The organism is Leclercia sp. GHBNCSD (genome assembly GCF_055805075.1).
Genome location: NZ_JBQVYO010000001.1, coordinates 1,402,029 through 1,425,000 on the forward strand (window position 1 = coordinate 1,402,029; position 22,972 = coordinate 1,425,000).

Below are 22,972 nucleotides of genomic sequence, written 5' to 3' on the forward strand. Positions count from 1 at the left end.
ATAACGGTGCAGGTGGTGTCAGGTGGCGAGCGCGCGCTGAATGTGCGCCAGCAGCACATCGACGTTTATCGGCTTGCGCAAAAAAGCAACGGCGCCATTCTCAACAGCGTAGCGCTCTATGTTGTCATCCGCATGACCTGAGATAAAAATGAGCGGCGGCGGTGAACTGGCGATAAGGTGCAGCCTGTCGAGCATCTCCAGACCGTTCATCCCCTGCAGGCGGATGTCGGCAATCACCAGCGCCGCGTCTGTCAGCGCGGTGGGGTGGCTGAGAAACCCCTCCGCCGAGTCGAAGGCTTCTGTGGCATACCCCTCCGACTGCAGCAGGTTGCTTAACCCGCTGCGAACAGACCGTTCATCATCAATGATGGCTATGCGCTGCGGCATGCTCTCTTTCCTCAATATGGACGTGATTAAACCTCGCTGCCGTCGCCGGGACGGGGTGGAGGCGGAGTACCGCTGATTTTGGGTACGCATTCGTGGCGAAACCAGGTCATCGTCAGCTGACGGCTGAACAGGCGGCGGCCAATCGGGATCAACTGCTCCCCCACCAGCATGCCAAACAGCCCCATCAGCGCAACAACGGGCGGCGCGGGCGAGTGTACATCAATTGCGGCATAAATAACCCCTGCCAGAATTCCGCAGCTCAGCGAAACGACCCAGGCTTTCATGACGAGGCTCCTGTGGAGAGGGTGACGGGCGCCTTTTGCGCGGTGTCGTCAGCATGCAAAAAATGGCGGGTGGCCTGTTCGCCTGCCAGCATGCCCAGCAGACCAATCAGCGCCAGCGCGGGCGGCGCCGGAGAGCGGACTTTCAACAGCGCGTAGAGCAGGCCGATAAGCACGCCTGCCGCGAGGGAAATTAACCCAGTACTCATGATGCACTCCAGAGAGGTCAGCGGCAGGCCGGATGAGGGCCCAGCCTGCCGCTGTTAACTTAGCGGACCGGGGCCGGAACCGGCGCCAGGGTTTCGTGCTCGCTCTTCTGGCGAGACGGTGCTTTGTGCACCATGGTGTAGGCGTAATCCACGCCCATGCCGTAGGCACCGGAGTGCTCACGCACGATATCCATTACCGCGTTGTAGGTCTCTTTGCGCGCCCAGTCACGCTGCCACTCCAGCATCACCTGCTGCCAGGTTACCGGGATCACGCCCGCCTGGATCATGCGCTGCATGGCGAAGTCGTGGGCCTCTTTTGAGGTGCCGCCAGAAGCGTCCGCCACCATGTAGATCTCGTAGTCGCCTTCCAGCATCGCGCACAGGGCGAAGGTGTTGTTGCACACTTCGGTCCACAGACCGGAGACCACCACTTTCTTCTTGCCATTGGCTTCCAGCGCGTCACGCACTTTCTGGTCATCCCAGGAGTTCATGGAGGTACGCTCAAGGATCTCTTTGCCCGGGAAAACATCCAGCAGTTCCGGGAAGGTGTTGCCGGAGAAGCTTTCGGTTTCAACGGTGGTGATGGTGGTCGGGATATTGAACACTTTGGCCGATTTCGCCAGCGCTACCACGTTGTTTTTCAGCACCTGACGGTCGATAGACTGCACGCCAAACGCCATCTGCGGCTGCTGGTCGATGAAGATAATCTGACAGTTATCCGGGGTTAACACTTCGAGCTTTGAGTTAGACATAATGGTATCCAGTGAGGTTAACAGGTGAAATCGCACCACGCGTTGACGATGCGTTGAGTGCATCCTATGCCTCTCTGGCCCCGGCGGTAATTATCTCTTTGTATAATTAACCTTTCGTATAGGTATACGCAGGTATAGTTATACTTTGGTATACCTATCCCTTTGTATAACTGGTTTTTTTCAGTAACCGGTTCCAATAATCCTGACCATTCCCCCTCTCAGTCAGGAGCAATTATGACTTCCTCTGCCAAAGCAGATCTGATTCTGGTGAATGGCCAGTTTCACACCGTCGATCGTGAAAATCCCCTCGCCGAAGCGGTGGCCGTGCGTGACGGTAAATTCCTTGCGGTGGGCACCGCTGCCGAGGTAATGCAGTACCACGACGACGCTACCAAAGTGGTGGATCTGAAAGGCCACACCGCCATTCCCGGTCTTAATGACTCGCACCTGCACCTGATCCGCGGCGGGCTGAACTACAACCTCGAGCTGCGCTGGGAGGGGGTGCCCTCGCTGGCTGACGCCCTGCGGATGCTCAAAGAGCAGGCCCTGCGCACCCCGTCACCGCAGTGGGTGCGCGTGGTGGGCGGCTGGAGCGAGTTCCAGTTTGCCGAGCGCCGCATGCCGACCCTGGACGAGATCAACGAGGCCGCACCGGACACCCCGGTCTTTATCCTGCACCTGTATGACCGCGCCCTGCTCAACCGCGCGGCGCTGAAGGTGGTGGGGTACACCAAAGAGACCCCGAACCCGCCGGGCGGTGAGATCCAGCGCGATGCCAACGGTAACCCGACCGGGATGCTGATCGCCCGTCCGAACGCCATGATCCTCTACGCCACCCTCGCCAAAGGGCCAAAGCTGCCTCTGGAGCAGCAGGTGAACTCCACCCGCCAGTTTATGCGCGAGCTGAACCGCCTGGGCTTAACCAGCGCCATCGACGCCGGCGGCGGTTTCCAGAACTACCCGGAAGACTACGAGGTGATCGCCGAGCTGCACGAGAAAAAGCAGATGACCATCCGCATCGCCTACAACCTCTTCACCCAGCGCCCTGGCCACGAGCTGGAAGATTTCGAGAAGTGGACCGATATGCTCAAGCCGGGCCAGGGCACCGACTTCTTCCGCCATAACGGCGCGGGGGAGATGCTGGTCTTCTCCGCCGCCGACTTTGAAGATTTCCTTGAGCCGCGCCCGGATCTGGCCCCCGGCATGGAGGACGAACTGGAGCGCGTGGTGCGCCATCTGGTGGAGCACCGCTGGCCGTTCCGCCTGCACGCCACCTACGACGAGTCCATCAGCCGGATGCTGGATGTCTTTGAGAAGGTGAACCGCGAGATCCCGTTCGACGGCCTGCACTGGTTCTTTGACCACGCCGAGACGGTGACCCAGCGAAACATCGACCGCATCAAGGCGCTGGGCGGCGGCATCGCTGTGCAGCACCGCATGGCCTTCCAGGGCGAGTACTTCGCCGAGCGTTACGGGATGGAGGCGGTGCGCCACACCCCGCCGGTCACCCGTATGCTTGAGACCGGCGTGCCGGTAGGACTCGGGACCGACGCCACCCGCGTGGCGAGCTACAACCCGTGGACCGCCCTCTACTGGCTGGTCTCTGGCCGTACCGTCGGCGGAATGCAGATGTACGATCACAGCGCCCGTCTGGATCGCGACACCGCCCTGATGCTCTGGACCCAGGGCAGCGCGTGGTTCTCGAACGAGCAGAACCAGAAAGGCCAGATCAAAAAGGGCCAGCTGGCGGATCTGGCGGTGCTGAGCAAAGACTACTTCCGCGTGCCGGAAGAGGAGATCAAGGGCATCGAGTCGGTGCTGACGGTGGTGGATGGCGATATCGTCTACGCCGCAGGCAGCTTCGGTCCGCTGGCGCCGCCTGCCATCCCGGTTCTGCCGGAGTGGTCCCCGGTGGTCAAGGTGCCAGGTCACTACCGCAGCGCGCCACCGCAGGCCGCCCGCGTAGGGATGCAGCCTGCGCACCACTGTAGCGGTCCGTGCGGGGTGCACAACCACTCGCACGACTTTGCCCGCACCGCAGAGATGCCGGTGGCCGACGATAACGCCTTCTGGGGAGCGCTGGGCTGCAGCTGCTTCGCGTTCTGATCATGATGAACTCAACGCAACCCAACCTGCCCCGGATTGACCTGGGGCTGTTCTTCCTGCGCATCACCGGCAGCCTGCTGTTGCTCTACGTGCATGGCCTGCCGAAAGTGCTGCACTTCAGCGAAGAGCTGACGCGGATCGAAGATCCCTTTGGCTTCGGGCCGTACTTCAGCCTGATCCCGGCGATCGTCGCCGAGGTGATCTGCCCGATCCTGATCCTGTTCGGCGTGGCGACCCGGCTGGCCTGCGTGCCAATCATCGCCGTGCTGCTGGTGGCGATGCTGGTAGTGCATCCGGGCTGGTCGATCGCCGAAGGCCAGTTTGGCTGGCTGCTGCTGATCATCTTCACCACCCTGGCCATCACCGGCCCCGGTGGCTGGCGGCTGCGTACACGTGCTACGGAGAGATTCGCATGACCCAGGTGACCGACGCGCACATCGAACACCCCCCTGCCCCGGCGATCTCAACGTGGCAGCCGCTGCACCAGCGGGTGTTCCGCATGCTGTGGATCGCCACGGTGGTCTCCAACGTCGGCTCGTGGATGAGCGACGTCGGCGTGAACTGGAGCATGCTGACCCTGAGCGCCGATCCGCTGGATATCGCCCTGGTGCAGGCGGCAAGCAGCCTGCCGATGTTCCTCTTCGCCCTGCCCTCCGGGGTGATGGCGGACATCGTCGATCGTCGCAAGTACCTGCTCTTCTCCCAGCTGTGGGTGTTTATTGCCGCGGCGGGGCTGACGGTGCTGTCGTTTACCGGCCAGGTGACCCCGACGGTGCTGCTGGTGGCGGCCTTTCTGCTGAGCGTGGGCAGCGCCATGAGCTCGCCGCCGTTCCAGGCGGTGGTGCCGGACCTGGTGAGCAAGGCGGAGCTGGGCCCGGCGATTGCGCTGAACTCGCTGGGGGTGAACATCAGCCGCGCCATCGGTCCGGCGCTGGGGGGCTTTTTGCTCTCGCTGGCGGGGCCGTGGATGGTATTCCTGCTCAACGCCCTGTCGGTGCTGGGCGTGGCCTGGGTGCTGTGGCGCTGGAAACCTGCGGCATCGGTGCAGCGCCTGCCGCCGGAGCACTTCTTCTCAGCGGTACGTGCCGGGGTGCGCTATGTGCACGCCGCCCCGGTGCTGCGTAACGTCTTAATTCGCACCGTGGCGTTCTTTCTCTTCGCAAGCGCGGGCTGGGCGCTGCTGCCGCTGGTGGCGCGCCGGGAGCTGGGCCTCGGCCCGGCGGGGTACGGCATCATGCTGGCCTGCATCGGGCTGGGGGCGATTGCCGGGGCGGTGCTGCTGCCGCGTCTGCGTCAGCGCCTCAATGCCGATCGGCTGATGGTGGCGGCAAGCCTGGTCTTCGCCATCACCATGCTGGCCCTGGCCTTTGTGCGTCACTTCTGGCTGCTGAACCTGTTTGAGTTTTTCACCGGCTTTGCGTGGATCGCGGTGCTCTCCACCCTCAACCTGGGGGCGCAACGCAGCGCCGCACGCTGGGTGAAGGCCCGGGCGCTGGCGGTCTATCTGACGGTCTTCTTCGGCTCGATGACCGCGGGCAGCGCCCTGTGGGGGCAGATCGCCTCGCACGTCAACACCGCCACCTCGCTCTGCGTGGCAACGGTGGGGATGCTGCTGGCGAGCGCCACGGTGCTGCGCTGGCGGCTTGAGAAAGATCCCAATCTGAACCTCGACACCAGCGGGCTTATCGCCGACGACGCCCGGGAGAACATCCCCAACGAACGCGGGCCGGTGCTGGTCTCCTGCGAGTACCTTGTCGATCCCGAAGCGGTACCCGATTTTCTGCAGGCGGTACACGAGCTGCGCCGGGTACGTCGCCGGGCGGGAGCCATGAGCTGGGCGGTGTATGAAGATATCGACCAGCCGGGCCTGTATATCGAGACCTTCCTGCTGGGATCGTGGGTGGAACACCTGCGCCTGCAGGAGCGGCACACCATGAATGACCACCTGCTGCAAAGCCGCGTCCTGGCTTTTCATCAGGGCGATGCACCCCCGGCAACCCGCTATCTGGTGGCGCCGGTTTAAAACCTAAAACAACCTTTTGAGGAAGAGACTATGGCTACGATCAAAGCGAAAGACGGCACGCAGATTTACTACAAAGACTGGGGTGCAGGTAAGCCGGTGCTGTTCAGCCACGGCTGGCCGCTGGATGCCGACATGTGGGACAGCCAGCTTAACTATCTGTCCGAGCGCGGTTTTCGCGCCATCGCCTTCGACCGTCGCGGCTTTGGCCGTTCGGATCAGCCGTGGAATGGCTACGACTACGACACCTTTGCCTCCGACATCAACGACCTGATCACCGCGCTGGATCTGCGCGACGTGACCCTGGTGGGCTTCTCCATGGGCGGCGGCGACGTGAGCCGCTATATCGGCACCTACGGCACCGATCGCGTGGCGGGCCTGGCGCTGCTGGGAGCGGTAACGCCGATCTTTGGTAAGTCTGATTCTTATCCGCAGGGTGTGGATCAGTCAGTCTTCGCGGGTATTCGTGACGGGCTGCTGAAAGATCGCGCCCAGTTCATCAGCGATTTCGCCACCCCGTTCTACGGCCTCAACGCCGGGCAGAAAGTCTCTGAAGGCGGCCTGACCCAGACCCTGAACATCGCTCTGCTGGCCTCGCTGAAAGGCACCCTGGACTGCGTGACCGCCTTTGCCGAGACCGATTTCCGCCCGGATATGGCGAAAGTCGACGTGCCGACGCTGGTGATCCACGGCAGCAACGACCAGATCGTGCCGTTCGAAACCACCGGCAAAGTGGCAGCGGAGCTGATTAGCAATGCGGAACTGAAGGTGTATGACAATGCACCGCACGGCTTTGCGCTGACGCATCAGGACCAGCTGAACGAAGATCTGCTGACGTTTGTGAAATCGCTGTAAGAGTTAAGTTTGTTGCCGGGTGGCGCTTCGCTTACCCGGCATCTGTTAAACCCCATCTGACGTAAAAACCATTCCCGCGTAAGGCTTCGCCCGACACGCCGCCAGCCGCGCGGCCAGATCCCCCACGTGCAGTTCCAGCTTGTGCCCGTCCGGGTCGAGAAAATAGAACGACGCCCCTTCGCTTTTGTTCTCTTTCCAGACGGTAACGCCTGCGTCTTTAAGCTTTTGCGTGAAGGTGCCGAATTGTTCTGGTGCGACAGAGAACGCGTAGTGGGTGTAGTCGCTCTCCTGCGGCGGAATAAATTTGCGCGTATCGTCATAGGACAGACAGAGCCAGAGATCGCCGCAGGTGAGATACGCCCCGGTGTGCCATTCGGCGTGCAGGCGCAGGCCAAGGAGATCGCGCCAGAAGGTGATGCTGGCAGGCAGGTTGCTGACGGCGAGGGTCAGATGGTTGAGGGCGTTGATCATGAGGTTCACTCCTGGATAGAGGTTAACCTCACTTCTTTAGCATGTTTATCGACGTATAAATAGAAGCGATCCTTGCACGCTTTTTTGGGCTGGCACCACATTTCCATTTCACGCTGTGTTCGCTTTTCTTTGATATAGCCTAAATCGGCGAGGTAGACCCGAAGCGGTTCGGCATTAGTCGTATCTTTGAAAATGATGGCATTCGAAGGAGGATATCCGTCACCGGGTTGAGATTCAAAGTAGTAACTTTGGGAAATTCTCGGCGCGTTTTGAATTTTATTATAGGTGAGAGTGTAATAACGATAGCGATCGGTTTCTTTGTAGACCGTCATCTCGTTTATGTCAGATGCGATGAGGTAGATAAACAGCGAGCAGAGAATTAAGACTGTGAGGAAAAAAACAATGAGGTATCTGATAAAGGTAAAGCGCATCATCTAACCCCTGTATATCCAAATGCTGTGCCATTTTCGGTAAGAACATTAACGACGCCAGAAGTAAAATCATCCCAGGGATACAACCATCTCATAAACATGGGAAGCTCAGCGATGTAAGGCTCATGCTTAATACAAGGGTCGTCTGGATCAGGAAAAATGATGGGTTTAAAGCCACGATTTTTAAAAGAGCCAATAGCTCCATAATAATCCCATCGCCGTAATGCAGATTCATAGCTTACAGGCTTCACCAGGTCAGCATAGAAGCCGGGTCTGATAGCACGATAGAATCCAAACAAATCAGAAACTAAATCTTCTCCGCTAAAGCCGCTATCTGTATACCAGGTAAATAGCCGAAGGCTTTGTAAATCTTCGAAATTGAATGCGGTACTCATCATCATCGCCAACATCATACGATTAATTTCGTGCGTATCACGGCCACGTCTGATTTCCCATTTGGCAAACCGTCCAATACCCAGTCGAGAGCTAACTTTTGCTACGCTCATATCCTGACGATACATAACGACATAGTAATTCCGCCCACTTCCCTCACCCTGCACAAACTGTCTTCTGAGTTCTTCGACATCATCGCCACGGGCATGGCCCATATCTATCCAACCCAGCACATCGGTATAAATAAGCCCTCTTAATGAATGTTCGAAGTCAGCACCATCCCTGATATCTTGTCTTGAGCTCACAATATATATCCTTATATGAGTAAAGCTCTGATAGTAAGTAAGATATTTTATCGTTGTCTATATCAGACTTAATTATTCGGAATTTATTGTAATGTATTACTTAATTGTTCTGGAATTAAGAAGGGGATGGAATATATTTTCCCTACTCATCAACCTTTACGCCGGGTGGCGCTGCGCTTACCCGGCTTACGGTGTTGTAGGCCCGTGCAAGCGCAGCGCCGCCGGGCAATGCCTACTGTTCTCTTTTAGCCCAGGCGGCACGCATCACAGGAATAAACACTGGTGGAATTACCCCCATTTTGGGTAACGGCGTATTGATCTCCACGCCCGGCGCAACCGCGAACCACTCCGTATTAAACGGCAATTTTTGCAGGCGATTAAGATCAAACTTTGTCGGCCAGCTTAGCCCTGCCGTATCAAGCTGATCGTCGATGACGAACTCGCCCTGATAAACGTGGTCCGTCCGTGAGGTTCCATAGACGATCAGGACGGCATGAAGATCCGGGAAGACGTTCAGAATCAGCCCGGGACGCGCTTTCGGCCCCGGATGGCCCAGATCCTCATGTTGAGGAAACTTGCACCAGATAATGTCACCGATTGCAGGTAACGGGTTGTAATTATTAGCCATAAGCATCCTGCTTATTTAAATAATGGAGAGTCCAGATCGTCCTCTGAGATGTCGAGGCCTGACAGTTTCTTAACGGCGGCATGTTGCGCGTCGGTCAGCGGGCCGTCGTCCTGTTCGTAAGCGGGAAGCACCTCTTTAGCAAGGTTGCGTAACGCCTTATGGACTAACTCGGTCTGATTCAGCGAGAGCTCCGCCATCAGACGGGCAAAAGTCTCCTCGCTGACGCCAAATTCGTTATCGACAGAACGAAGCTGGAACAGGAATTTTTTCGGAGGAGTACGTGTTGGGGTGGGCATGATTAACCTCTCTATAAAACTATATGCAAAGTATATAGGGAGAGATAAATATGATCCATATAGAAAGTATATACACCTTTCGGTGATCCTTGTTTTAGGTAGTTAGGCATTGCACTTGATGTTCCCGTAAAATGCCAGCAAAAGAAGGATAACTAACTGAAAATCTTGACTGGAGAACATATGGACGCGGCTGAAAAAGATGGCAGATTTGCGTGGGCGAATTTTTATCAGGCTTTTGCCAAACAGCTACTAACATGGCGAAGCAGGCGAGATGAACTGGTCGCAGGTATTCATCAGATCACCACCGAGGTCGCCGGGATGTCTCATCTGCAAGACAAACCAGCCCAGGGCGAGCCTTACCCGTTAAAAGATATTTGTCCATTTACGACAATAGGTTTATTCAATCGCACTCTCACGGACGCCAATCGGAGCAATATCGCCGGTCATCTGGCGAAATTAATAGGCGTTAGCGAAACCGTGCCCGATTCGTTTGCCGGAGTTCCAGTTCTTAACAACCAGAAATCATGGTTTTTTAGTAGTGAAGGAAAACGTCATACCGCTGACATCGATAAGCTGTGGGAGATGTTCGCTCAGGCCCTGAATTATGCGGATAACCCAACAAATTCGGCAAATTTCATTTATAGCTACGATAACGCATCTGGTGTGCGTAATGTAGGCTGGAATCTGACCATCGGGCTGTACTGGTGTTGCCCGTGGTTTTACCCCACCCTGGATAGCCAGTCGAAATCTTATATTCAGAATGTGCTCAATATTACGATTCTACGGGATGGAAAAAAAGGTCGCAGCAGTGGGCGAAACTACCTGAATATCAGATCCGATATTAATAATCTATTCAGTCAACCAGACTGCCCTGTTCATTCTTTTCCTGAACTTTCTCTGATGGCATGGAACAGGGCCGATGATAAGGAACAAAAGGGGTGGAAAGTATCCCTTTTGGACAAAGTAAAAAAATTATGTCTGGCGAAAAACAGTCCTCACTTAACACGCACTGAGTTTATTGAAACCTACCGGGAAGAAATTCAGGCCGAGCATCCTGATAATAATACGATTGAACATACCATTTCTCATTACCTGCAGAAATTACGTAAGGATGGAGAGCTAACGTTCCATGGTAATGGAAAATATCAATATATTCACTTCAATAATGCTGCCGTGCCCGGCAAAAATAACGCCTCTTACACTCTTAGCCATCTGATTGAAGAAGGCTGCTTCCTGGATGAAGAGAAGATTCACTTCATCCTTCAGCGGCTAAAAGACAAAAAGAACCTGATCCTTCAGGGCCCCCCCGGCACCGGCAAAACCTGGCTGGCGCGCCGTCTGGCTTACTGCCTGACGGGTGAAAAAGCCCCTGAGCGGATCAGCGCGGTACAGTTCCACCCGAACCTCTCTTATGAAGACTTTATTCGTGGCTGGCGCCCCGGCAAAGAGGGACGTTTAGAGCTTATCGACGGGCCATTCGTAAATGCCATCAACAAAGCGCTTAATAACCCCGCCGCGAAATATGTGGTGATTATTGAAGAGATCAACCGTGGCAATCCGGCGCAAATTTTTGGTGAAACGCTTACGCTGATGGAAGCTGATAAACGCACCCCGACTGAGGCGCTGGAACTCTCCTATCGCACGGCTCCGGATGAAAAAATCTATATCCCCGAGAACTTATACATCATCGGCACCATGAATATTGCCGACCGTTCCCTGGCGCTCCTCGACTTAGCCCTGCGCCGCCGTTTCGCGTTTATCGACCTGAAGCCGGTATTTAATGAGGCGTGGAAAAACTGGGTGAACCAAAAATTTGCGGTCGATCCGGATGTTCTGAATTTAATCGAATCGCGTCTGACGGCACTGAATGAGATGCTGGCAAATGACCTCGCCCTGGGGCCGCAGTTCTGCGTCGGGCACAGCTATGTCACCCCAGCAGCCGGCCAGCAGATTGGCGAGGCTATTGCCTGGTATGAACAGGTTGTCGAAACGGAAATTTGTCCGCTGCTCGCCGAATACTGGTTCGATGCCCCGAACAAAGTCAACGACGCAAGAAAAGTGTTATTAGCACAATGATTTCCGGCGAAGAGCAACTTAAGACGTCGCGCATTCCCGTGCGCAATCTCTGGTTATTGATGCTGTACGCTTCCGATCTGTTTCGCGAGCTGGGGCGGAGCTACGTTGCCGTGGAAGATAATCCGGATGAGATCCCCGATCTGGTGGCGAAGATCCTGCTCCATGAGATTGCGCTGCGCCGCCGTCGCAATTTAAGCATGGGCTATCAAACCCGGCATGCCAGTCTGAACCGGGTACGGGGAAGAATTGATATTCTGCATACCGCCAGCCATCAGCTGCTGGATCGGGGCCGGGTTGCCTGCCAGTTCCAGGAGATGACTCTCGATACGCCGCGAAATCGCTACGTTCGCTGTGCGTTAGAACGCCTCACCTCGCTCATCACTAAACCTGCACTGGCCGCAGAGTGCCGCTATGCGGCAATGGCGCTGCGTCGTGAGGGCATTAACGGCGAGTTCCCTGACAACCGCGAACTGCCCTCGGTGACACGCTTTGGCCGCCATGATGCGGCCGATAAACCGATGGTGGATGCTGCGCAACTGGCCTTTCAGTTGCTGTTACCCACTCAGGATAAAGGTCATCATCTGTTACCCGCCCCTTCAGATAATCTCTCCTGGATGCGAAAGCTGTTTGAGAAAGGCATTGCCGGTTTTTATCGCGTCCACCTCAAAAAAGGGATCTGGCAGGTATCTGCCGGGAAAGAGCTGAAATGGGCATTGAGCGATCAAAGCCCAGGCAGTGCTGATATCTTCCCGACGATGCAGTCAGATATCATTCTTGAACATCGGGTGAATGCGAAGCGCATCATTATTGATACTAAATTTAATGCGATCGTCACTAAGGGCTGGCATCGTGATACGACTCTGCGCAGCGGCTATATTTATCAGCTGTATACCTATCTGCGCACGCAGGAGAGCGATGCCGATCCGTTATCCCTTCACGCCGCAGGCATGCTGTTGCACCCTGCTGTTGGGTACATGATGAATGAATACATTGTCACCCAAGGGCATAAGATCCATTTTGCGACAGTCGATATGGCGGCGGATGCACGATCGATAAAAAATCAGCTCCTGGATTTGGCTTACGACTGCGCGCAGCCATAAAGCAAGCGTGGGCACATTTACGCCGGGTGGCGCTGCGCTTACCCGGCCTACAACACACCAGGCCCGTACAAGCGCAGCGCCGCCGGGCAATGCCGGTTAGTGCTTCACCATTACGTGCCGCACCACGGTGTAATCTTCCAGCCCGTACATCGACATATCCTTGCCGTAACCGGAGAGCTTCTGCCCGCCGTGCGGCATCTCGCTGACCAGCATAAAATGGGTGTTCACCCAGGTGCAGCCGTATTGCAGGCGGGCGCTCATGCGGTGCGCGCGACCCACGTCCTGGGTCCAGACTGACGAGGCCAGCCCATACCGGGAGTCATTGGCCCACTCCAGCACCTGCTCTTCGTCGTCAAACATGCTCACGCTCACCACCGGGCCGAAGACCTCGCGCTGGACGATCTCATCCTCCTGTTTCGCGCCGGCCAGCAGGGTGGGCTGGTAGTAATACCCGCTGCCGCCCGCCACATTGCCGCCGGTGACCACGTGAATGTGCGGCAGGGCTTTGGCGCGCTCTACCGCCTCGCTGACGCGGGCCAGATGGGCGGCGGAGCTGACCGGACCCAGCTCGGTGGTCTCATCCTCCGGGGCCCCCATTTTCAGGCTGGCGACGGCGACGCCCAGTTTTTCCACCAGCGTGTTATAGACCTCTTTTTGCGCATAGATACGGCAGGCGGCGGTGCAGTCCTGCCCGGCGTTGTAGAACCCGAAGGTGCGTACCCCCTCCACCACCGCGTCGATATCGGCGTCGTTAAAGACGATCACCGGCGCTTTGCCGCCCAGCTCCATATGGGTGCGCTTAATCGACGGCGCGGTATGGGAAATAATGTGCTCCCCGGTGGCGATGGAGCCGGTCAGGGAGACCATGCGCACCTTGTCGTGGCCGGTCAGCGGGTCGCCCACGGTTTTCCCCCGGCCAAACAGGACGTTAATCACCCCGGCCGGGAAGATATCTTTTGCCAGCTCGGCCAGCTTCAGGGCGGTGAGCGGGGTGATCTCAGAGGGTTTAAGCACCACGCAGTTGCCCGCCGCCAGCGCCGGGCCCAGCTTCCAGGCCGCCATCATCAGAGGATAGTTCCACGGGGCGATGGAGGCGACAACGCCCACCGGATCGCGACGGATCATCGAGGTGTGCCCCTCCATATACTCCCCGGCGGCCAGGCCATTCAGGCAGCGGGTGGCACCCGCAAAGAAGCGGAACACGTCGACAATGGCCGGGATCTCGTCGTTCAGCACGCAGTGCAGCGGCTTGCCGCAGTTCTGCGACTCCAGACGGGCAAAGGTGTCGGCGTTCTGCTCAATCACCTCCGCCAGCTTCAGCAAACATTCAGCGCGCGCTTTCGGCGTGGTCTGGCCCCAGGTACGGAAGGCACGATCGGCCGCCTGCACTGCGGCATCCACCTGCTCCGGGCTGGCTTCGGCTATCTCCAGCAGGACCTCGCCGGTGGCCGGGTTGTACACGGGTTGCATCTCACCTGAACCCGCAACCAGTTCGCCATTAATCAGTAAGTTGTGTTGCATAGCCGACTCCATTGTTTTTATGGTCTGAGTGAATTACAGAGATTGTCCCGCGTTAAGGCGTTTTGCATGCTCGATCGCGTCGTTTTCCGGCGCGTTTGAGCGGCCAAACGGTCGGGCCAGCGCCATGTACACCAGCCCAGAAATCACCACCACCGACAGCCCCACCAGCACCGTCCAGCGATCGATAAAATCACTGCTCTCGGCAGGCTGGGCCAGCAGCCAGATACCGCACAGGCCGTAGGCCAGCGCCAGGATATTGACCAGCATTCCCCAGCCGCCGACGCTCCACTCCCCGGCGGGTTTCCAGCCTTTCAGCCGCTGGCGCAGCGCCGCCAGCACCACCATCTGGAACGAAATGTAGATACCGATAACCGCAAAGGCGGTGATGCGCGCCAGGTTATCCGGCTGGAAGTAAACCCACACGCAGATGAGCACCGGCAGCAGGCAGCTGACGATCATCGCGTTGTCCGGGACGCTGTTTTTCGACAGCTTCGACATCCAGGCGCTACCCGGTAGCATCTGGTCGCGGGAGAAGGAGAAGATCAGGCGGCTCAGGGCGGCCTGTAGCGACAGGATGCACGACAGCATGGCGATCACCGCGATGATGATAAATACCGTGGCGCCGGTTTCCCCCAGGGCTTCGTTGAGGATCGCCGGGATCGGATCGGCAATCTGGCCGTTGACGATGTTCATCAGATTCGGGGAGGCGAGCAGGTAGCCGAGGATCGAGATCAGCGCCGAGATGGCACCAAAGACGATGCTGAGGATCATCGCCACCGGGATCTTCTTGCTCGGGTTTTTCACCTCTTCCGCCACGTTGCCGCAGGCTTCAAAGCCGAAGAACATAAACAGGCCGATCAGCGCCGCCGCCATAAACGCCGGCTGGTAGCTGCCATCTTTGGCGATCACGCCCATCGAGTCGAAGACCACCGAGAAGGGCTGCGCGCGATGGAATATCAGCAGGTAGATCCCGAGCGCAATCACGCTGACGATCTCGCACCAGAAGCCAATTCGGGCCACCCGGGCGAGATTTTTGGTGCCCGACATGTTCACCGCCATCATCATCAGGAGCAGCACCACCGAGGTGATCAGCATGTTGCCGGCGGAGATCGCAAAGCCGAACAGTGACCCGACGAAGGTGGCGGTATATTCCGCTACCGAGGTGATGGTCACCACCAGTGCCCAGAGGTAGATCCAGGCGGCGATCCACGCATATTTTTTGCCCCACAGGCGTCTGGCCCACGGGTACAGCCCGCCAGTAATGGGATACTGCGACGCCACCTCGCCAAATACCAGCGCCACCAGCAGCTGTCCGCAGGCGACAATTGGGATCCACCAGATAGCCGGTGGCCCCGCCAGCGTCACCGCCAGGGCAAAGAGGGAGTAGACCGCCGTCAGCGGCGAGAGGTAGGTGAATCCGAGCGAAAAGTTAGAGATAAGGCCGATGGAGCGGTGAAATTGCTGTGTATTATCGCTATGAATTGCTTCACTTTTCTTGCCAGAAGTCTGTTCCATACGTTTTTCTCTGTGTAGTGATTAGGCCGCAGGTAACACGAATCAAGGTATAGAAGAGCGCCTGAAAGCCGTACAGCACCACTCTCGCGATTTGTTAAGATTTGTATGGATATGTCACGTTTTTGTTATGGTTAACCCGCATTTTCCGTGAGGCGCATCACGCCTGCGCGGTGAGATCGCGACCTGAGCGCGCTTTTTGCCGACTATTTCGCCTGTTTTTCCTGCCTGCATCACAGAATTCAAACAATCCCCCATGAATAAATCCATTTTGCCAAAACGTAGATATTTTTAATTTATGGCTACGAAACACCCCGTTCCCTGAATACTTTCTGAGAGGATTGATTCTGATGAATGCACTGACCGCCGTACAACAGCCCGACGAGGCGTTAGCCCGGACCATCACCGGTTTTAGCATTGCGCCCTCCGCGCAGTCTCCGCGCCTGCTGGAGCTGACGTTCTCCGCGGAGGTCACGCAGCAGTTCCTGCGGGAGGTGGAGCAGTGGCCCATCCAGGCCCTGGAGTACAAATCCTTCCTGCGCTTTCGGGTGGCGAAGATCCTCGACGACCTGTGCGGCAACCAGCTTCAGCCTCTGCTGCTGAACACCCTTCTCAGCCGTGACCAGGGTGCCCTGCTGATCTCCGCCGACGGGGTGGATAACGTCGCCCAGGCCGACGAGATGGTGAAGATCGCCACCGCCGTGGCGCACCTGATCGGCCGCTCCAATTACGACGCCATGAGCGGCCAGTACTACGCCCGCTTTACGGTGAAAAACGTCGATAACTCAGACAGCTACCTGCGTCAGCCCCACCGCGCGCTGGAGTTGCACAACGACGGCACCTTCGTGGATGAAGTGACCGACTACGTGCTGATGATGAAGATCGACGAGCAGAACATGCAGGGCGGCAACTCCCTGCTGCTGCACCTCGACGACTGGGAAGCGCTGGATAAATTCTTCAGCCATCCGCTGGCCCGTCGCCCGCTGCGCTGGACGGCGCCGCCGAGCAAAAACGTCTCTCAGGATGTCTTCCACCCGGTGTTCGATGTTGACCAGCAGGGCCGTCCGGTGATGCGCTATATCGACCAGTTCGTCCAGCCGAAAGATTTTGAAGAGGGCGTCTGGCTGAGCGAACTTTCAGACGCGCTGGAGAGCAGCAGGCACATCATCTCCATTCCGGTCCCGGTGGGTAAGTTCCTGCTGATTAACAATATGTTCTGGCTGCATGGCCGGGATCGCTTTACCCCGCACCCGGATCTGCGTCGGGAGCTGATGCGTCAGCGCGGGTATATCAGCTATGCCACCACCCACTATCAGACTCATCAGTAGGGATGGCGCGGATGTATGACTTCGTGATTACCGGCGGCGGCATTATCGGCATGTCGACCGCCATGCAGCTGATTGCGCTCTACCCGGATGCCCGCATCGCCCTGCTGGAGAAGGAGGCGGGCCCGGCCTGCCACCAGACCGGACGCAACAGCGGGGTGATCCACGCCGGGGTCTATTACACCCCCGGCAGCCTGAAGGCGCAGTTCTGCCTGGCGGGGAACCGGGCCACCAAAGCCTTCTGCGATGAGAACGCTATTCGCTATGACACCTGCGGCAAGATGCTGGTCGCCACCTCCCCGCTGGAGATGGAACGGATGCAGGCCCTGTGGGATCGCACCGCCGCCAACGGGATCGAGCGCGAGTGGCTGAGCGGTGCCGAACTGCGCGAGCGCGAACCCAATATCATCGGGCTGGGCGGGATTTTTGTCCCCTCCAGCGGGATCGTCAGCTATCGCGAGGTGGCAGCGGCGATGGCAAAACGCTTCCAGCAACAAGGCGGGGAGGTGATTTTCAACGCCGAGGTCAGCGCCCTGAAGGAGCACGCCAGCGGCGTTGTCATTCATACCCGCGACGGGCGCGAGTTTGAAGCCCTTACCCTGATTGCCTGCGCCGGGCTGATGGCCGATCGGCTGGTGAAAATGCTTGGCATCGATCCCGGCTTTATTATCTGTCCGTTCCGCGGAGAATATTTCCGCCTGGCGCCGGAGCACAATCAGATCGTGAACCACCTTATCTACCCGATCCCGGATCCGGCCATGCCGTTCCTGGGCGTGCACCTCACCCGGATGATCGACGGCAGCGTCACGGTGGGGCCCAACGCAGTGCTCGCCTTTAAGCGCGAGGGCTATCGCAAGAGCGATCTCTCCCTCACCGATATGCTGGAAATTCTGGGTTCAACGGGCATCCGCCGGGTGCTGCAAAACAACCTTCTCTCGGGTTTAAGCGAGATGAAAAACTCCCTGTGCAGAAGCGGCTACCTGCGCCAGGTGCAAAAATACTGCCCGAGCCTGACCCTGAAGGATCTGCATCCCTGGCCTGCGGGTGTGAGGGCGCAGGCAGTTTCGCCAGAAGGGAAGCTGATCGACGACTTTTTATTTGTCACCACGCCGCGCACCATCCATACCTGTAATGCGCCCTCACCGGCGGCGACCTCGGCGATCCCCATTGGCGCGCATATTGTCAGCAAGGTGCAGACCCTGCTCGCCAGCCAGCACAACCCCGGCCGTGCGCTGCGGGCGGCCAGTCGCGCAGAGCCACTACACGCCGCGTATACCCGTTAATCATTCTGAGACAGGAAGCCATCATGCAACTCAACGATCCCAGCTTATTCCGCCAGCAGGCATATATAGAAGGAGAGTGGTGCGACGCCCACAGCGGCGAGACGATTGCCGTGACCAACCCGGCGAACGGCCAGACCCTGGGCAGCATGCCAAAAATGGGCGCCGGTGAGACCCGCGAGGCGATTGAGGCGGCGAACCGCGCCCTGCCCGCCTGGTGCGCGCTCACCGCCAAAGAGCGTGCCAACATTCTGCGCCGCTGGTTCGATTTGATGATGGCGAACCAGGACGACCTGGCTCAGCTGATGACCCTCGAGCAGGGCAAACCGCTGGCGGAAGCCAAAGGCGAGATCGGCTATGCCGCCTCCTTTATAGAGTGGTTCGCCGAAGAGGGGAAACGCGTGTACGGCGACACCATTCCGGGCCATCAGGCGGACAAGCGGTTGATTGTGATTAAGCAGCCGATTGGCGTGACGGCGGCCATCACCCCGTGGAACTTCCCGGCGGCGATGATCACCCGCAAGGCGGGCCCGGCGCTGGCGGCAGGCTGCACCATGGTCCTCAAACCCGCCAGCCAGACCCCCTACTCCGCCCTGGCGCTGGCCGAACTGGCGAGCCGCGCGGGCATTCCGGCGGGTGTGTTTAACGTCGTCACCGGTTCGGCATCCGACATCGGCAACGAGCTGACCGGCAACCCGCTGGTGCGCAAGCTCTCCTTTACCGGCTCGACCGAGATTGGCCGCCAGCTGATGGCCCAGTGCGCGAAGGACATCAAAAAGGTCTCGCTGGAGCTGGGCGGCAACGCCCCCTTTATTGTCTTTGACGATGCCGACCTGGATAAGGCCGTGGAAGGGGCGCTGGCCTCCAAGTTCCGCAACGCCGGGCAGACCTGCGTCTGCGCCAACCGCCTGTACGTGCAGGAGGGCATTTACGACCGCTTTGCCGAAAAACTCCAGCAGGCGGTGGAAAAAATGCAGATTGGCGACGGCCTGACCCAGGGCGTCACCATCGGGCCGCTGATTGACGGCAAGGCGGTGGAGAAAGTCGAAGAACACATCGCCGACGCGGTGGAGAAAGGCGCGCGGATTATCACCGGCGGATCGCAGCATAAACTCGGCGGCAACTTCTTCCAGCCGACTATTCTTGTAGATGTGTCCGGTGATGCGAAAGTCGCCAGAGAGGAGACCTTCGGCCCGCTGGCCCCGCTGTTCCGCTTTAAGGATGAGGCGGACGTGATCCATATGGCTAACGACACCGAGTTCGGCCTCGCCGCCTACTTCTACGCCCGCGATTTAAGCCGCGTGTTCCGCGTCGGCGAGGCGCTGGAGTACGGCATCGTCGGGATCAACACCGGCATTATCTCTAACGAAGTGGCCCCGTTCGGCGGCATTAAAGCCTCCGGCCTGGGTCGGGAAGGTTCCAAATACGGCATCGAAGATTACCTAGAAATCAAATATATGTGCATCGGCCTTTAATCTTTCAGGAGATTTCAATGAGCAGCAATAAAGCGTTAATGCAGCGTCGTAGCAATGCCATCCCCCGCGGCGTGGGCCAGATCCACCCGATCTTTGCCGCCCGCGCCGAGAACTGCCGGGTGTGGGACGTCGAAGGCCGTGAGTATCTTGATTTCGCCGGAGGGATTGCGGTGCTGAACACCGGACATCTGCACCCGGAGGTGGTCAGCGCCGTAGAAGCGCAGCTGAAAAAGCTGTCGCACACCTGCTTCCAGGTGCTGGCTTATGAACCCTATCTGGAGCTTTGCGAAACCCTGAACCAGAAAGTGCCGGGGGATTTCCCGAAAAAGACCCTGCTGGTGACCACCGGCTCCGAAGCGGTGGAGAACGCGGTGAAAATCGCCCGCGCCGCCACGAAGCGCAACGGCACCATCGCCTTTACCGGGGCCTATCATGGCCGCACCCACTACACCCTGTCGCTGACCGGGAAAGTGAACCCTTACTCGGCGGGCATGGGGCTGATGCCGGGCCACGTCTACCGCGCCCTCTATCCCTGCGCCCTGCACGGCGTGAGCGATGACGACGCCATCGCCAGCATCCATCGCATCTTCAAGAACGATGCCGCCCCGGAAGATATCGCCGCCATCGTGATCGAACCCGTCCAGGGTGAAGGCGGCTTCTATGCCGCCTCCCCTGCCTTTATGCAGCGCCTGCGCACCTTGTGCGACGAGCACGGCATCATGCTGATTGCCGATGAAGTGCAGAGCGGCGCAGGCCGCACCGGCACCTTCTTCGCCATGGAGCAGATGGGCGTGGCGGCGGATATCACCACCTTCGCCAAATCCATTGCCGGCGGCTTTCCGCTGGCGGGCGTTACCGGCCGCGCTGAGGTGATGGACGCCATTGCCCCGGGCGGGCTGGGCGGCACCTACGCCGGAAGCCCCATCGCCTGCGCCGCCGCGCTGGCGGTGATGAAGGTGTTTGAGCAGGAAGATCTGCTGGGCAAAGCCAATAAGCTGGGCAACACCCTGCGTGAAGGGTTGCTGGCTATCGCTGAAAAACACCGGGAGATCGGCGACGTTCGCGGCCTGGGGGCGATGATCGCCATCGAGCTATTTGAAGAGGGCGACCACCATAAACCGGACGCTGCGCTGACGGCGCAGATTGTGGCCCGGGCGCGGGACAAGGGGTTGATCCTGCTCTCCTGCGGCCCGTACCATAACGTGCTGCGCATCCTGGTACCGCTGACCGTGGAAGAGGCGCAGCTTCAGCAGGGGCTGGCGATTATCGCCGAGTGTTTTGACGAGGCGAAACAGGGTTAATCTTTATGCCCGGTGCAGGCCGGGCAGTCTTCAAGGAGCAGGACCATGACCATCATTTCCCAGGCGACGGCCATCGACGGCTACCGCTGGCTGAAGAACGATATCATCCGCGGCGTTTATCACCCGGATGAGAAGCTGCGCATGAGCCTGCTGACCTCCCGGTATGAGCTGGGCGTCGGCCCGCTGCGCGAAGCGCTGTCGCAGCTGGTTGCCGAGGGGCTGGTGACGGTCATTAACCAGAAGGGCTACCGGGTGGCACCCATGTCCGAACAGGAGCTGCTCGATATCTTTGATGCTCGCGCCAACATGGAGGCGATGCTGGTCCGCCTCGCCATCGAGCGCGGCGGCGAAGAGTGGGAAGCGGAGCTGCTCGCCCGGGCACACCTGCTGAACAAGCTGGAATCCCGCGACGCCAGCGAGACGATGCTGGACGAGTGGGACCAGCGGCATCAGGCGTTTCATACTGCGATTGTGGCCGGGTGTGGGTCGCGCTATTTGATGCAGATGCGGGAGCGGCTGTTCGACCTGGCGGCGCGGTACCGGTATGTGTGGCTGCGCAAGACTGTTTTGTCTGTTGCGATGCTGGAAGAGAAGCATGTGGAGCATCAGAAGCTGATGGACGCGGTGCTGGCGCGGGATGCGGATAAGGCGGGGGAGCTGATGTATCAGCACTTGTTGACGCCGATTCCGATTATTCGGGGGGCGATGGGCTGAAGATTTTGCTGTCGACTCTAAATCCAGATTTTCCCTTTTTGCCCACCAATCACCAGGCAACCAGATCCACACGTTTGCCTGATCATGTTTGTTTAGAAGTCATCATTTATCACCTTTCTGGAACGATGCACTAAACGCGGCATCAGCGATAAGGTTTTCTCCGCGTTTGCGGTATGTAATGCCATTGATGCCGGGTCAGGGGTAAAAAGTGGAACGCCTAAAATGGTAGCCAGTTCAAATACCGCGCCAATTGCACACCCCATGTCTCCCTCTTCAGCACGATAAACAAGCCCGCGTGAAACACCCGCACGCTCAGCCAGCTCTTCAACGGTAAGTTGACGTTCAATACGCGCAGTACGAAGCATTAACCCCAGCAGTCGTGCAGCGTCGCGGCTATAGCGAGAGTAGGTTCGGGTGGAAGGTTTTGCCATTTTAGGCCTCTTTGTTTCATTAACCGGTCATTTGATATGATTACAACTCGTTTATAGAACTTTAAAAATTCTTAGCCTCCACGGTAACCTTTGGTTTGCCCCATAAGCGGTTTTAGTCGAAACGCATAATAACGACAATGTGGGTTGTAATTAGTCGTACAACCATTTCCCGGCTTTTGCTGATTCGATTAACATGCCAATAGTGAAATCGGGCACAGGAATAGGCATGGATTTTTTGAATGGATTCCAGGAAAAAGACTCGTCGGGATAATAGATCTTTATATTAAAGCTTCCTCTATCAACGTTAAATTCTCTAAAAAATTCCTCCATGAGTTCTTCTGCTTCGTCGACATCCAGCAACATATCCGTATCGAGGTCTGTACTGGCATTGAGTAATTCCTGGTTTTTCTCGTTATTGATGAGGTACACGCCGTTATAATGTCTGGCAAGCGCATAGATACGTTGTTCGATATTCCCGGTCATAACTTATCATTTCCTTATGCGTAAAATTATAAATCACAGCGAATTTATATATTTAATGGATATTCGAAAGCAGCCGAATAACGCTTATTACGTTTTATATTAATCTGGACTTATTTTTATTCACTGGTTAGATTTACAGGTGTTATTTAACGCAATACGGGCATGCGCCAACATGCCCGTATCGCTCATCACAATCACTATTAAGAGAGAATAGTAACCATGACTGATATCGATTGTATTGCAGAATCACTGCAACCAGAAGTATTTGAAGCTAACGACCGGGTATTTACCGTATGTTATGCGACGCGCTATGGAGATTACACCCGCATCCCTGCGTTTATCATGAAAGGCCTGTGGCTCAATGAAGCGGGGTTCAGCACCGGAACGAAGGTGGACGTGAAGGTGATGAAGGGCTGCATGATCCTGACGTCCCGGCAGGGAGAGCCTGAGATAGAGACGCTGATGCGCGAGGTGAGCCAACTGTCGGACCAGAAGCAACAGCAGGTGATGGACTTTGTTGGAGTGATCTCCGGGAAGCTGCGAAAGGCTTGATACAGCGAATGAATAAAAAAGGCTGACAGATAAAACGAAAGGCTCCCTGAAAACATACCGGGAGCCCT

At 57.5% G+C, this 22,972-nt stretch carries 25 protein-coding genes; 12 read left to right on the top strand and 13 right to left on the bottom strand.

Going from position 1 to position 22,972, the window contains the following annotated elements:
- Nucleotides 1-18 precede the first annotated feature (18 nt).
- Genes ACT3IC_RS06845 through ACT3IC_RS06860 form a run of 4 tightly spaced genes read right to left on the bottom strand, consistent with a single transcriptional unit; the run spans nucleotide 19 to nucleotide 1,629 of the window.
- A complete protein-coding gene (locus ACT3IC_RS06845) occupies nucleotides 19-387 on the bottom strand; it encodes a response regulator (RefSeq protein ID WP_159340139.1) in 369 nt (122 codons plus the stop codon).
- Nucleotides 388-413: 26 nt separating this feature from the next.
- Nucleotides 414-671 (bottom strand): DUF1427 family protein, encoded by a 258-nt coding sequence (locus ACT3IC_RS06850; RefSeq protein WP_159340140.1) that lies wholly within the window; start codon nucleotides 669-671, stop codon nucleotides 414-416.
- A complete protein-coding gene (locus ACT3IC_RS06855; protein WP_032616311.1) occupies nucleotides 668-877 on the bottom strand; it encodes a DUF1427 family protein in 210 nt (69 codons plus the stop codon). The genes ACT3IC_RS06850 and ACT3IC_RS06855 overlap by 4 nt, the downstream gene beginning before the upstream one ends.
- Before the next feature lie 59 nt (nucleotides 878-936).
- Entirely contained in the window at nucleotides 937-1,629 is a 693-nt protein-coding gene (locus tag ACT3IC_RS06860; protein ID WP_103823317.1) for a hydrolase, read from the bottom strand.
- A 234-nt stretch (nucleotides 1,630-1,863) separates the two neighbouring features.
- Between ACT3IC_RS06860 and ACT3IC_RS06865 the strand changes: the two genes are divergently transcribed.
- The 4 genes from ACT3IC_RS06865 to ACT3IC_RS06880 are packed head-to-tail and all read left to right on the top strand — an operon-like array spanning nucleotide 1,864 to nucleotide 6,610.
- Complete coding sequence (locus ACT3IC_RS06865; RefSeq protein ID WP_336998115.1) at nucleotides 1,864-3,735, top strand: amidohydrolase; 1,872 nt, start codon at nucleotides 1,864-1,866, stop codon at nucleotides 3,733-3,735.
- A gap of 5 nt (nucleotides 3,736-3,740) precedes the next feature.
- Nucleotides 3,741-4,151 (top strand): DoxX family protein, encoded by a 411-nt coding sequence (locus tag ACT3IC_RS06870; RefSeq protein WP_114317152.1) that lies wholly within the window; start codon nucleotides 3,741-3,743, stop codon nucleotides 4,149-4,151.
- On the top strand, nucleotides 4,148-5,758 hold the full coding sequence (locus ACT3IC_RS06875; RefSeq protein ID WP_473476839.1) for an MFS transporter: 1,611 nt from the start codon (nucleotides 4,148-4,150) through the stop codon (nucleotides 5,756-5,758). Before ACT3IC_RS06870 ends, ACT3IC_RS06875 begins: the two co-directional genes overlap by 4 nt.
- A 30-nt stretch (nucleotides 5,759-5,788) precedes the next feature.
- Complete coding sequence (locus ACT3IC_RS06880; protein ID WP_473476841.1) at nucleotides 5,789-6,610, top strand: alpha/beta fold hydrolase; 822 nt, start codon at nucleotides 5,789-5,791, stop codon at nucleotides 6,608-6,610.
- Nucleotides 6,611-6,655: 45 nt separating this feature from the next.
- Here ACT3IC_RS06880 and ACT3IC_RS06885 read toward each other — a convergent pair whose 3' ends face one another.
- From ACT3IC_RS06885 to ACT3IC_RS06905, 5 genes are all read right to left on the bottom strand, one after another.
- On the bottom strand, nucleotides 6,656-7,081 hold the full coding sequence (locus ACT3IC_RS06885) for a FosA8 family fosfomycin resistance glutathione transferase (RefSeq protein ID WP_473476843.1): 426 nt from the start codon (nucleotides 7,079-7,081) through the stop codon (nucleotides 6,656-6,658).
- A gap of 5 nt (nucleotides 7,082-7,086) precedes the next feature.
- The gene (locus ACT3IC_RS06890) at nucleotides 7,087-7,515 is read right to left on the bottom strand and encodes a hypothetical protein (RefSeq protein WP_233210514.1); all 429 of its coding nucleotides are present in this window, start codon (nucleotides 7,513-7,515) and stop codon (nucleotides 7,087-7,089) included.
- Entirely contained in the window at nucleotides 7,512-8,210 is a 699-nt protein-coding gene (locus ACT3IC_RS06895; RefSeq protein WP_159340145.1) for a hypothetical protein, read from the bottom strand. The genes ACT3IC_RS06890 and ACT3IC_RS06895 overlap by 4 nt, the downstream gene beginning before the upstream one ends.
- Before the next feature lie 232 nt (nucleotides 8,211-8,442).
- Nucleotides 8,443-8,838, bottom strand: coding sequence for a hypothetical protein (locus tag ACT3IC_RS06900; protein ID WP_103178077.1), 396 nt, complete (start codon nucleotides 8,836-8,838; stop codon nucleotides 8,443-8,445).
- An 11-nt stretch (nucleotides 8,839-8,849) separates the two neighbouring features.
- Nucleotides 8,850-9,134 carry a hypothetical protein gene (locus ACT3IC_RS06905; RefSeq protein WP_103178076.1) on the bottom strand — a complete coding sequence of 95 codons (285 nt, stop codon included), beginning with the start codon at nucleotides 9,132-9,134 and terminating at the stop codon, nucleotides 8,850-8,852.
- A gap of 180 nt (nucleotides 9,135-9,314) precedes the next feature.
- Between ACT3IC_RS06905 and ACT3IC_RS06910 the strand changes: the two genes are divergently transcribed.
- Both ACT3IC_RS06910 and mcrC read left to right on the top strand, forming a co-directional pair.
- On the top strand, nucleotides 9,315-11,210 hold the full coding sequence (locus ACT3IC_RS06910) for an AAA family ATPase (RefSeq protein WP_159340146.1): 1,896 nt from the start codon (nucleotides 9,315-9,317) through the stop codon (nucleotides 11,208-11,210).
- Complete coding sequence (gene mcrC / locus ACT3IC_RS06915) at nucleotides 11,207-12,310, top strand: 5-methylcytosine-specific restriction endonuclease system specificity protein McrC (protein ID WP_473476848.1); 1,104 nt, start codon at nucleotides 11,207-11,209, stop codon at nucleotides 12,308-12,310. Before ACT3IC_RS06910 ends, mcrC begins: the two co-directional genes overlap by 4 nt.
- Nucleotides 12,311-12,406: 96 nt before the next feature.
- Here the strand turns inward: mcrC and patD are convergent, their stop codons facing one another.
- Nucleotides 12,407-13,831, bottom strand: coding sequence for an aminobutyraldehyde dehydrogenase (gene patD, locus ACT3IC_RS06920; protein WP_473476851.1), 1,425 nt, complete (start codon nucleotides 13,829-13,831; stop codon nucleotides 12,407-12,409).
- A 33-nt stretch (nucleotides 13,832-13,864) separates the two neighbouring features.
- Complete coding sequence (locus ACT3IC_RS06925; RefSeq protein ID WP_473476854.1) at nucleotides 13,865-15,346, bottom strand: APC family permease; 1,482 nt, start codon at nucleotides 15,344-15,346, stop codon at nucleotides 13,865-13,867.
- A 347-nt stretch (nucleotides 15,347-15,693) separates the two neighbouring features.
- Here ACT3IC_RS06925 and glaH point away from each other — a divergent pair, with 347 nt between their 5' ends.
- The 5 genes from glaH to csiR are packed head-to-tail and all read left to right on the top strand — an operon-like array spanning nucleotide 15,694 to nucleotide 21,438.
- On the top strand, nucleotides 15,694-16,671 hold the full coding sequence (gene glaH, locus ACT3IC_RS06930; protein WP_473476856.1) for a glutarate dioxygenase GlaH: 978 nt from the start codon (nucleotides 15,694-15,696) through the stop codon (nucleotides 16,669-16,671).
- 11 nt (nucleotides 16,672-16,682) lie between these two features.
- Entirely contained in the window at nucleotides 16,683-17,951 is a 1,269-nt protein-coding gene (lhgO, locus tag ACT3IC_RS06935; protein WP_325941350.1) for an L-2-hydroxyglutarate oxidase, read from the top strand.
- 23 nt (nucleotides 17,952-17,974) lie between these two features.
- A complete protein-coding gene (gene gabD, locus ACT3IC_RS06940) occupies nucleotides 17,975-19,423 on the top strand; it encodes an NADP-dependent succinate-semialdehyde dehydrogenase (RefSeq protein WP_473476859.1) in 1,449 nt (482 codons plus the stop codon).
- Nucleotides 19,424-19,440: 17 nt separating this feature from the next.
- On the top strand, nucleotides 19,441-20,724 hold the full coding sequence (gabT, locus tag ACT3IC_RS06945; protein WP_473476862.1) for a 4-aminobutyrate--2-oxoglutarate transaminase: 1,284 nt from the start codon (nucleotides 19,441-19,443) through the stop codon (nucleotides 20,722-20,724).
- A 45-nt stretch (nucleotides 20,725-20,769) separates the two neighbouring features.
- Complete coding sequence (gene csiR, locus ACT3IC_RS06950) at nucleotides 20,770-21,438, top strand: DNA-binding transcriptional regulator CsiR (RefSeq protein ID WP_473476864.1); 669 nt, start codon at nucleotides 20,770-20,772, stop codon at nucleotides 21,436-21,438.
- 92 nt (nucleotides 21,439-21,530) lie between these two features.
- Here csiR and ACT3IC_RS06955 read toward each other — a convergent pair whose 3' ends face one another.
- Together ACT3IC_RS06955 and ACT3IC_RS06960 are read right to left on the bottom strand one after the other, a co-directional pair.
- Nucleotides 21,531-21,869, bottom strand: coding sequence for a helix-turn-helix domain-containing protein (locus ACT3IC_RS06955; RefSeq protein WP_473476867.1), 339 nt, complete (start codon nucleotides 21,867-21,869; stop codon nucleotides 21,531-21,533).
- A 150-nt stretch (nucleotides 21,870-22,019) separates the two neighbouring features.
- Complete coding sequence (locus tag ACT3IC_RS06960; protein ID WP_473476870.1) at nucleotides 22,020-22,352, bottom strand: DUF1493 family protein; 333 nt, start codon at nucleotides 22,350-22,352, stop codon at nucleotides 22,020-22,022.
- Nucleotides 22,353-22,571: 219 nt separating this feature from the next.
- Between ACT3IC_RS06960 and symE the strand changes: the two genes are divergently transcribed.
- On the top strand, nucleotides 22,572-22,904 hold the full coding sequence (gene symE / locus ACT3IC_RS06965; protein WP_473476873.1) for an endoribonuclease SymE: 333 nt from the start codon (nucleotides 22,572-22,574) through the stop codon (nucleotides 22,902-22,904).
- Nucleotides 22,905-22,972 lie beyond the last annotated feature (68 nt).

Bases quoted from the DNA above. Each gene is read 5' to 3' on its own strand.
- ACT3IC_RS06845 (WP_159340139.1), bottom strand. From the start codon at position 387: ATGCCGCAGCGCATAGCCATCATTGATGATGAACGGTCTGTTCGCAGC.
- ACT3IC_RS06850 (WP_159340140.1), bottom strand. From the start codon at position 671: ATGAAAGCCTGGGTCGTTTCGCTGAGCTGCGGAATTCTGGCAGGGGTT.
- ACT3IC_RS06855 (WP_032616311.1), bottom strand. From the start codon at position 877: ATGAGTACTGGGTTAATTTCCCTCGCGGCAGGCGTGCTTATCGGCCTG.
- ACT3IC_RS06860 (WP_103823317.1), bottom strand. From the start codon at position 1,629: ATGTCTAACTCAAAGCTCGAAGTGTTAACCCCGGATAACTGTCAGATT.
- ACT3IC_RS06865 (WP_336998115.1), top strand. From the start codon at position 1,864: ATGACTTCCTCTGCCAAAGCAGATCTGATTCTGGTGAATGGCCAGTTT.
- ACT3IC_RS06870 (WP_114317152.1), top strand. From the start codon at position 3,741: ATGAACTCAACGCAACCCAACCTGCCCCGGATTGACCTGGGGCTGTTC.
- ACT3IC_RS06875 (WP_473476839.1), top strand. From the start codon at position 4,148: ATGACCCAGGTGACCGACGCGCACATCGAACACCCCCCTGCCCCGGCG.
- ACT3IC_RS06880 (WP_473476841.1), top strand. From the start codon at position 5,789: ATGGCTACGATCAAAGCGAAAGACGGCACGCAGATTTACTACAAAGAC.
- ACT3IC_RS06885 (WP_473476843.1), bottom strand. From the start codon at position 7,081: ATGATCAACGCCCTCAACCATCTGACCCTCGCCGTCAGCAACCTGCCT.
- ACT3IC_RS06890 (WP_233210514.1), bottom strand. From the start codon at position 7,515: ATGATGCGCTTTACCTTTATCAGATACCTCATTGTTTTTTTCCTCACA.
- ACT3IC_RS06900 (WP_103178077.1), bottom strand. From the start codon at position 8,838: ATGGCTAATAATTACAACCCGTTACCTGCAATCGGTGACATTATCTGG.
- ACT3IC_RS06905 (WP_103178076.1), bottom strand. From the start codon at position 9,134: ATGCCCACCCCAACACGTACTCCTCCGAAAAAATTCCTGTTCCAGCTT.
- ACT3IC_RS06910 (WP_159340146.1), top strand. From the start codon at position 9,315: ATGGACGCGGCTGAAAAAGATGGCAGATTTGCGTGGGCGAATTTTTAT.
- mcrC (WP_473476848.1), top strand. From the start codon at position 11,207: ATGATTTCCGGCGAAGAGCAACTTAAGACGTCGCGCATTCCCGTGCGC.
- patD (WP_473476851.1), bottom strand. From the start codon at position 13,831: ATGCAACACAACTTACTGATTAATGGCGAACTGGTTGCGGGTTCAGGT.
- ACT3IC_RS06925 (WP_473476854.1), bottom strand. From the start codon at position 15,346: ATGGAACAGACTTCTGGCAAGAAAAGTGAAGCAATTCATAGCGATAAT.
- glaH (WP_473476856.1), top strand. From the start codon at position 15,694: ATGAATGCACTGACCGCCGTACAACAGCCCGACGAGGCGTTAGCCCGG.
- lhgO (WP_325941350.1), top strand. From the start codon at position 16,683: ATGTATGACTTCGTGATTACCGGCGGCGGCATTATCGGCATGTCGACC.
- gabD (WP_473476859.1), top strand. From the start codon at position 17,975: ATGCAACTCAACGATCCCAGCTTATTCCGCCAGCAGGCATATATAGAA.
- gabT (WP_473476862.1), top strand. From the start codon at position 19,441: ATGAGCAGCAATAAAGCGTTAATGCAGCGTCGTAGCAATGCCATCCCC.
- csiR (WP_473476864.1), top strand. From the start codon at position 20,770: ATGACCATCATTTCCCAGGCGACGGCCATCGACGGCTACCGCTGGCTG.
- ACT3IC_RS06955 (WP_473476867.1), bottom strand. From the start codon at position 21,869: ATGGCAAAACCTTCCACCCGAACCTACTCTCGCTATAGCCGCGACGCT.
- ACT3IC_RS06960 (WP_473476870.1), bottom strand. From the start codon at position 22,352: ATGACCGGGAATATCGAACAACGTATCTATGCGCTTGCCAGACATTAT.
- symE (WP_473476873.1), top strand. From the start codon at position 22,572: ATGACTGATATCGATTGTATTGCAGAATCACTGCAACCAGAAGTATTT.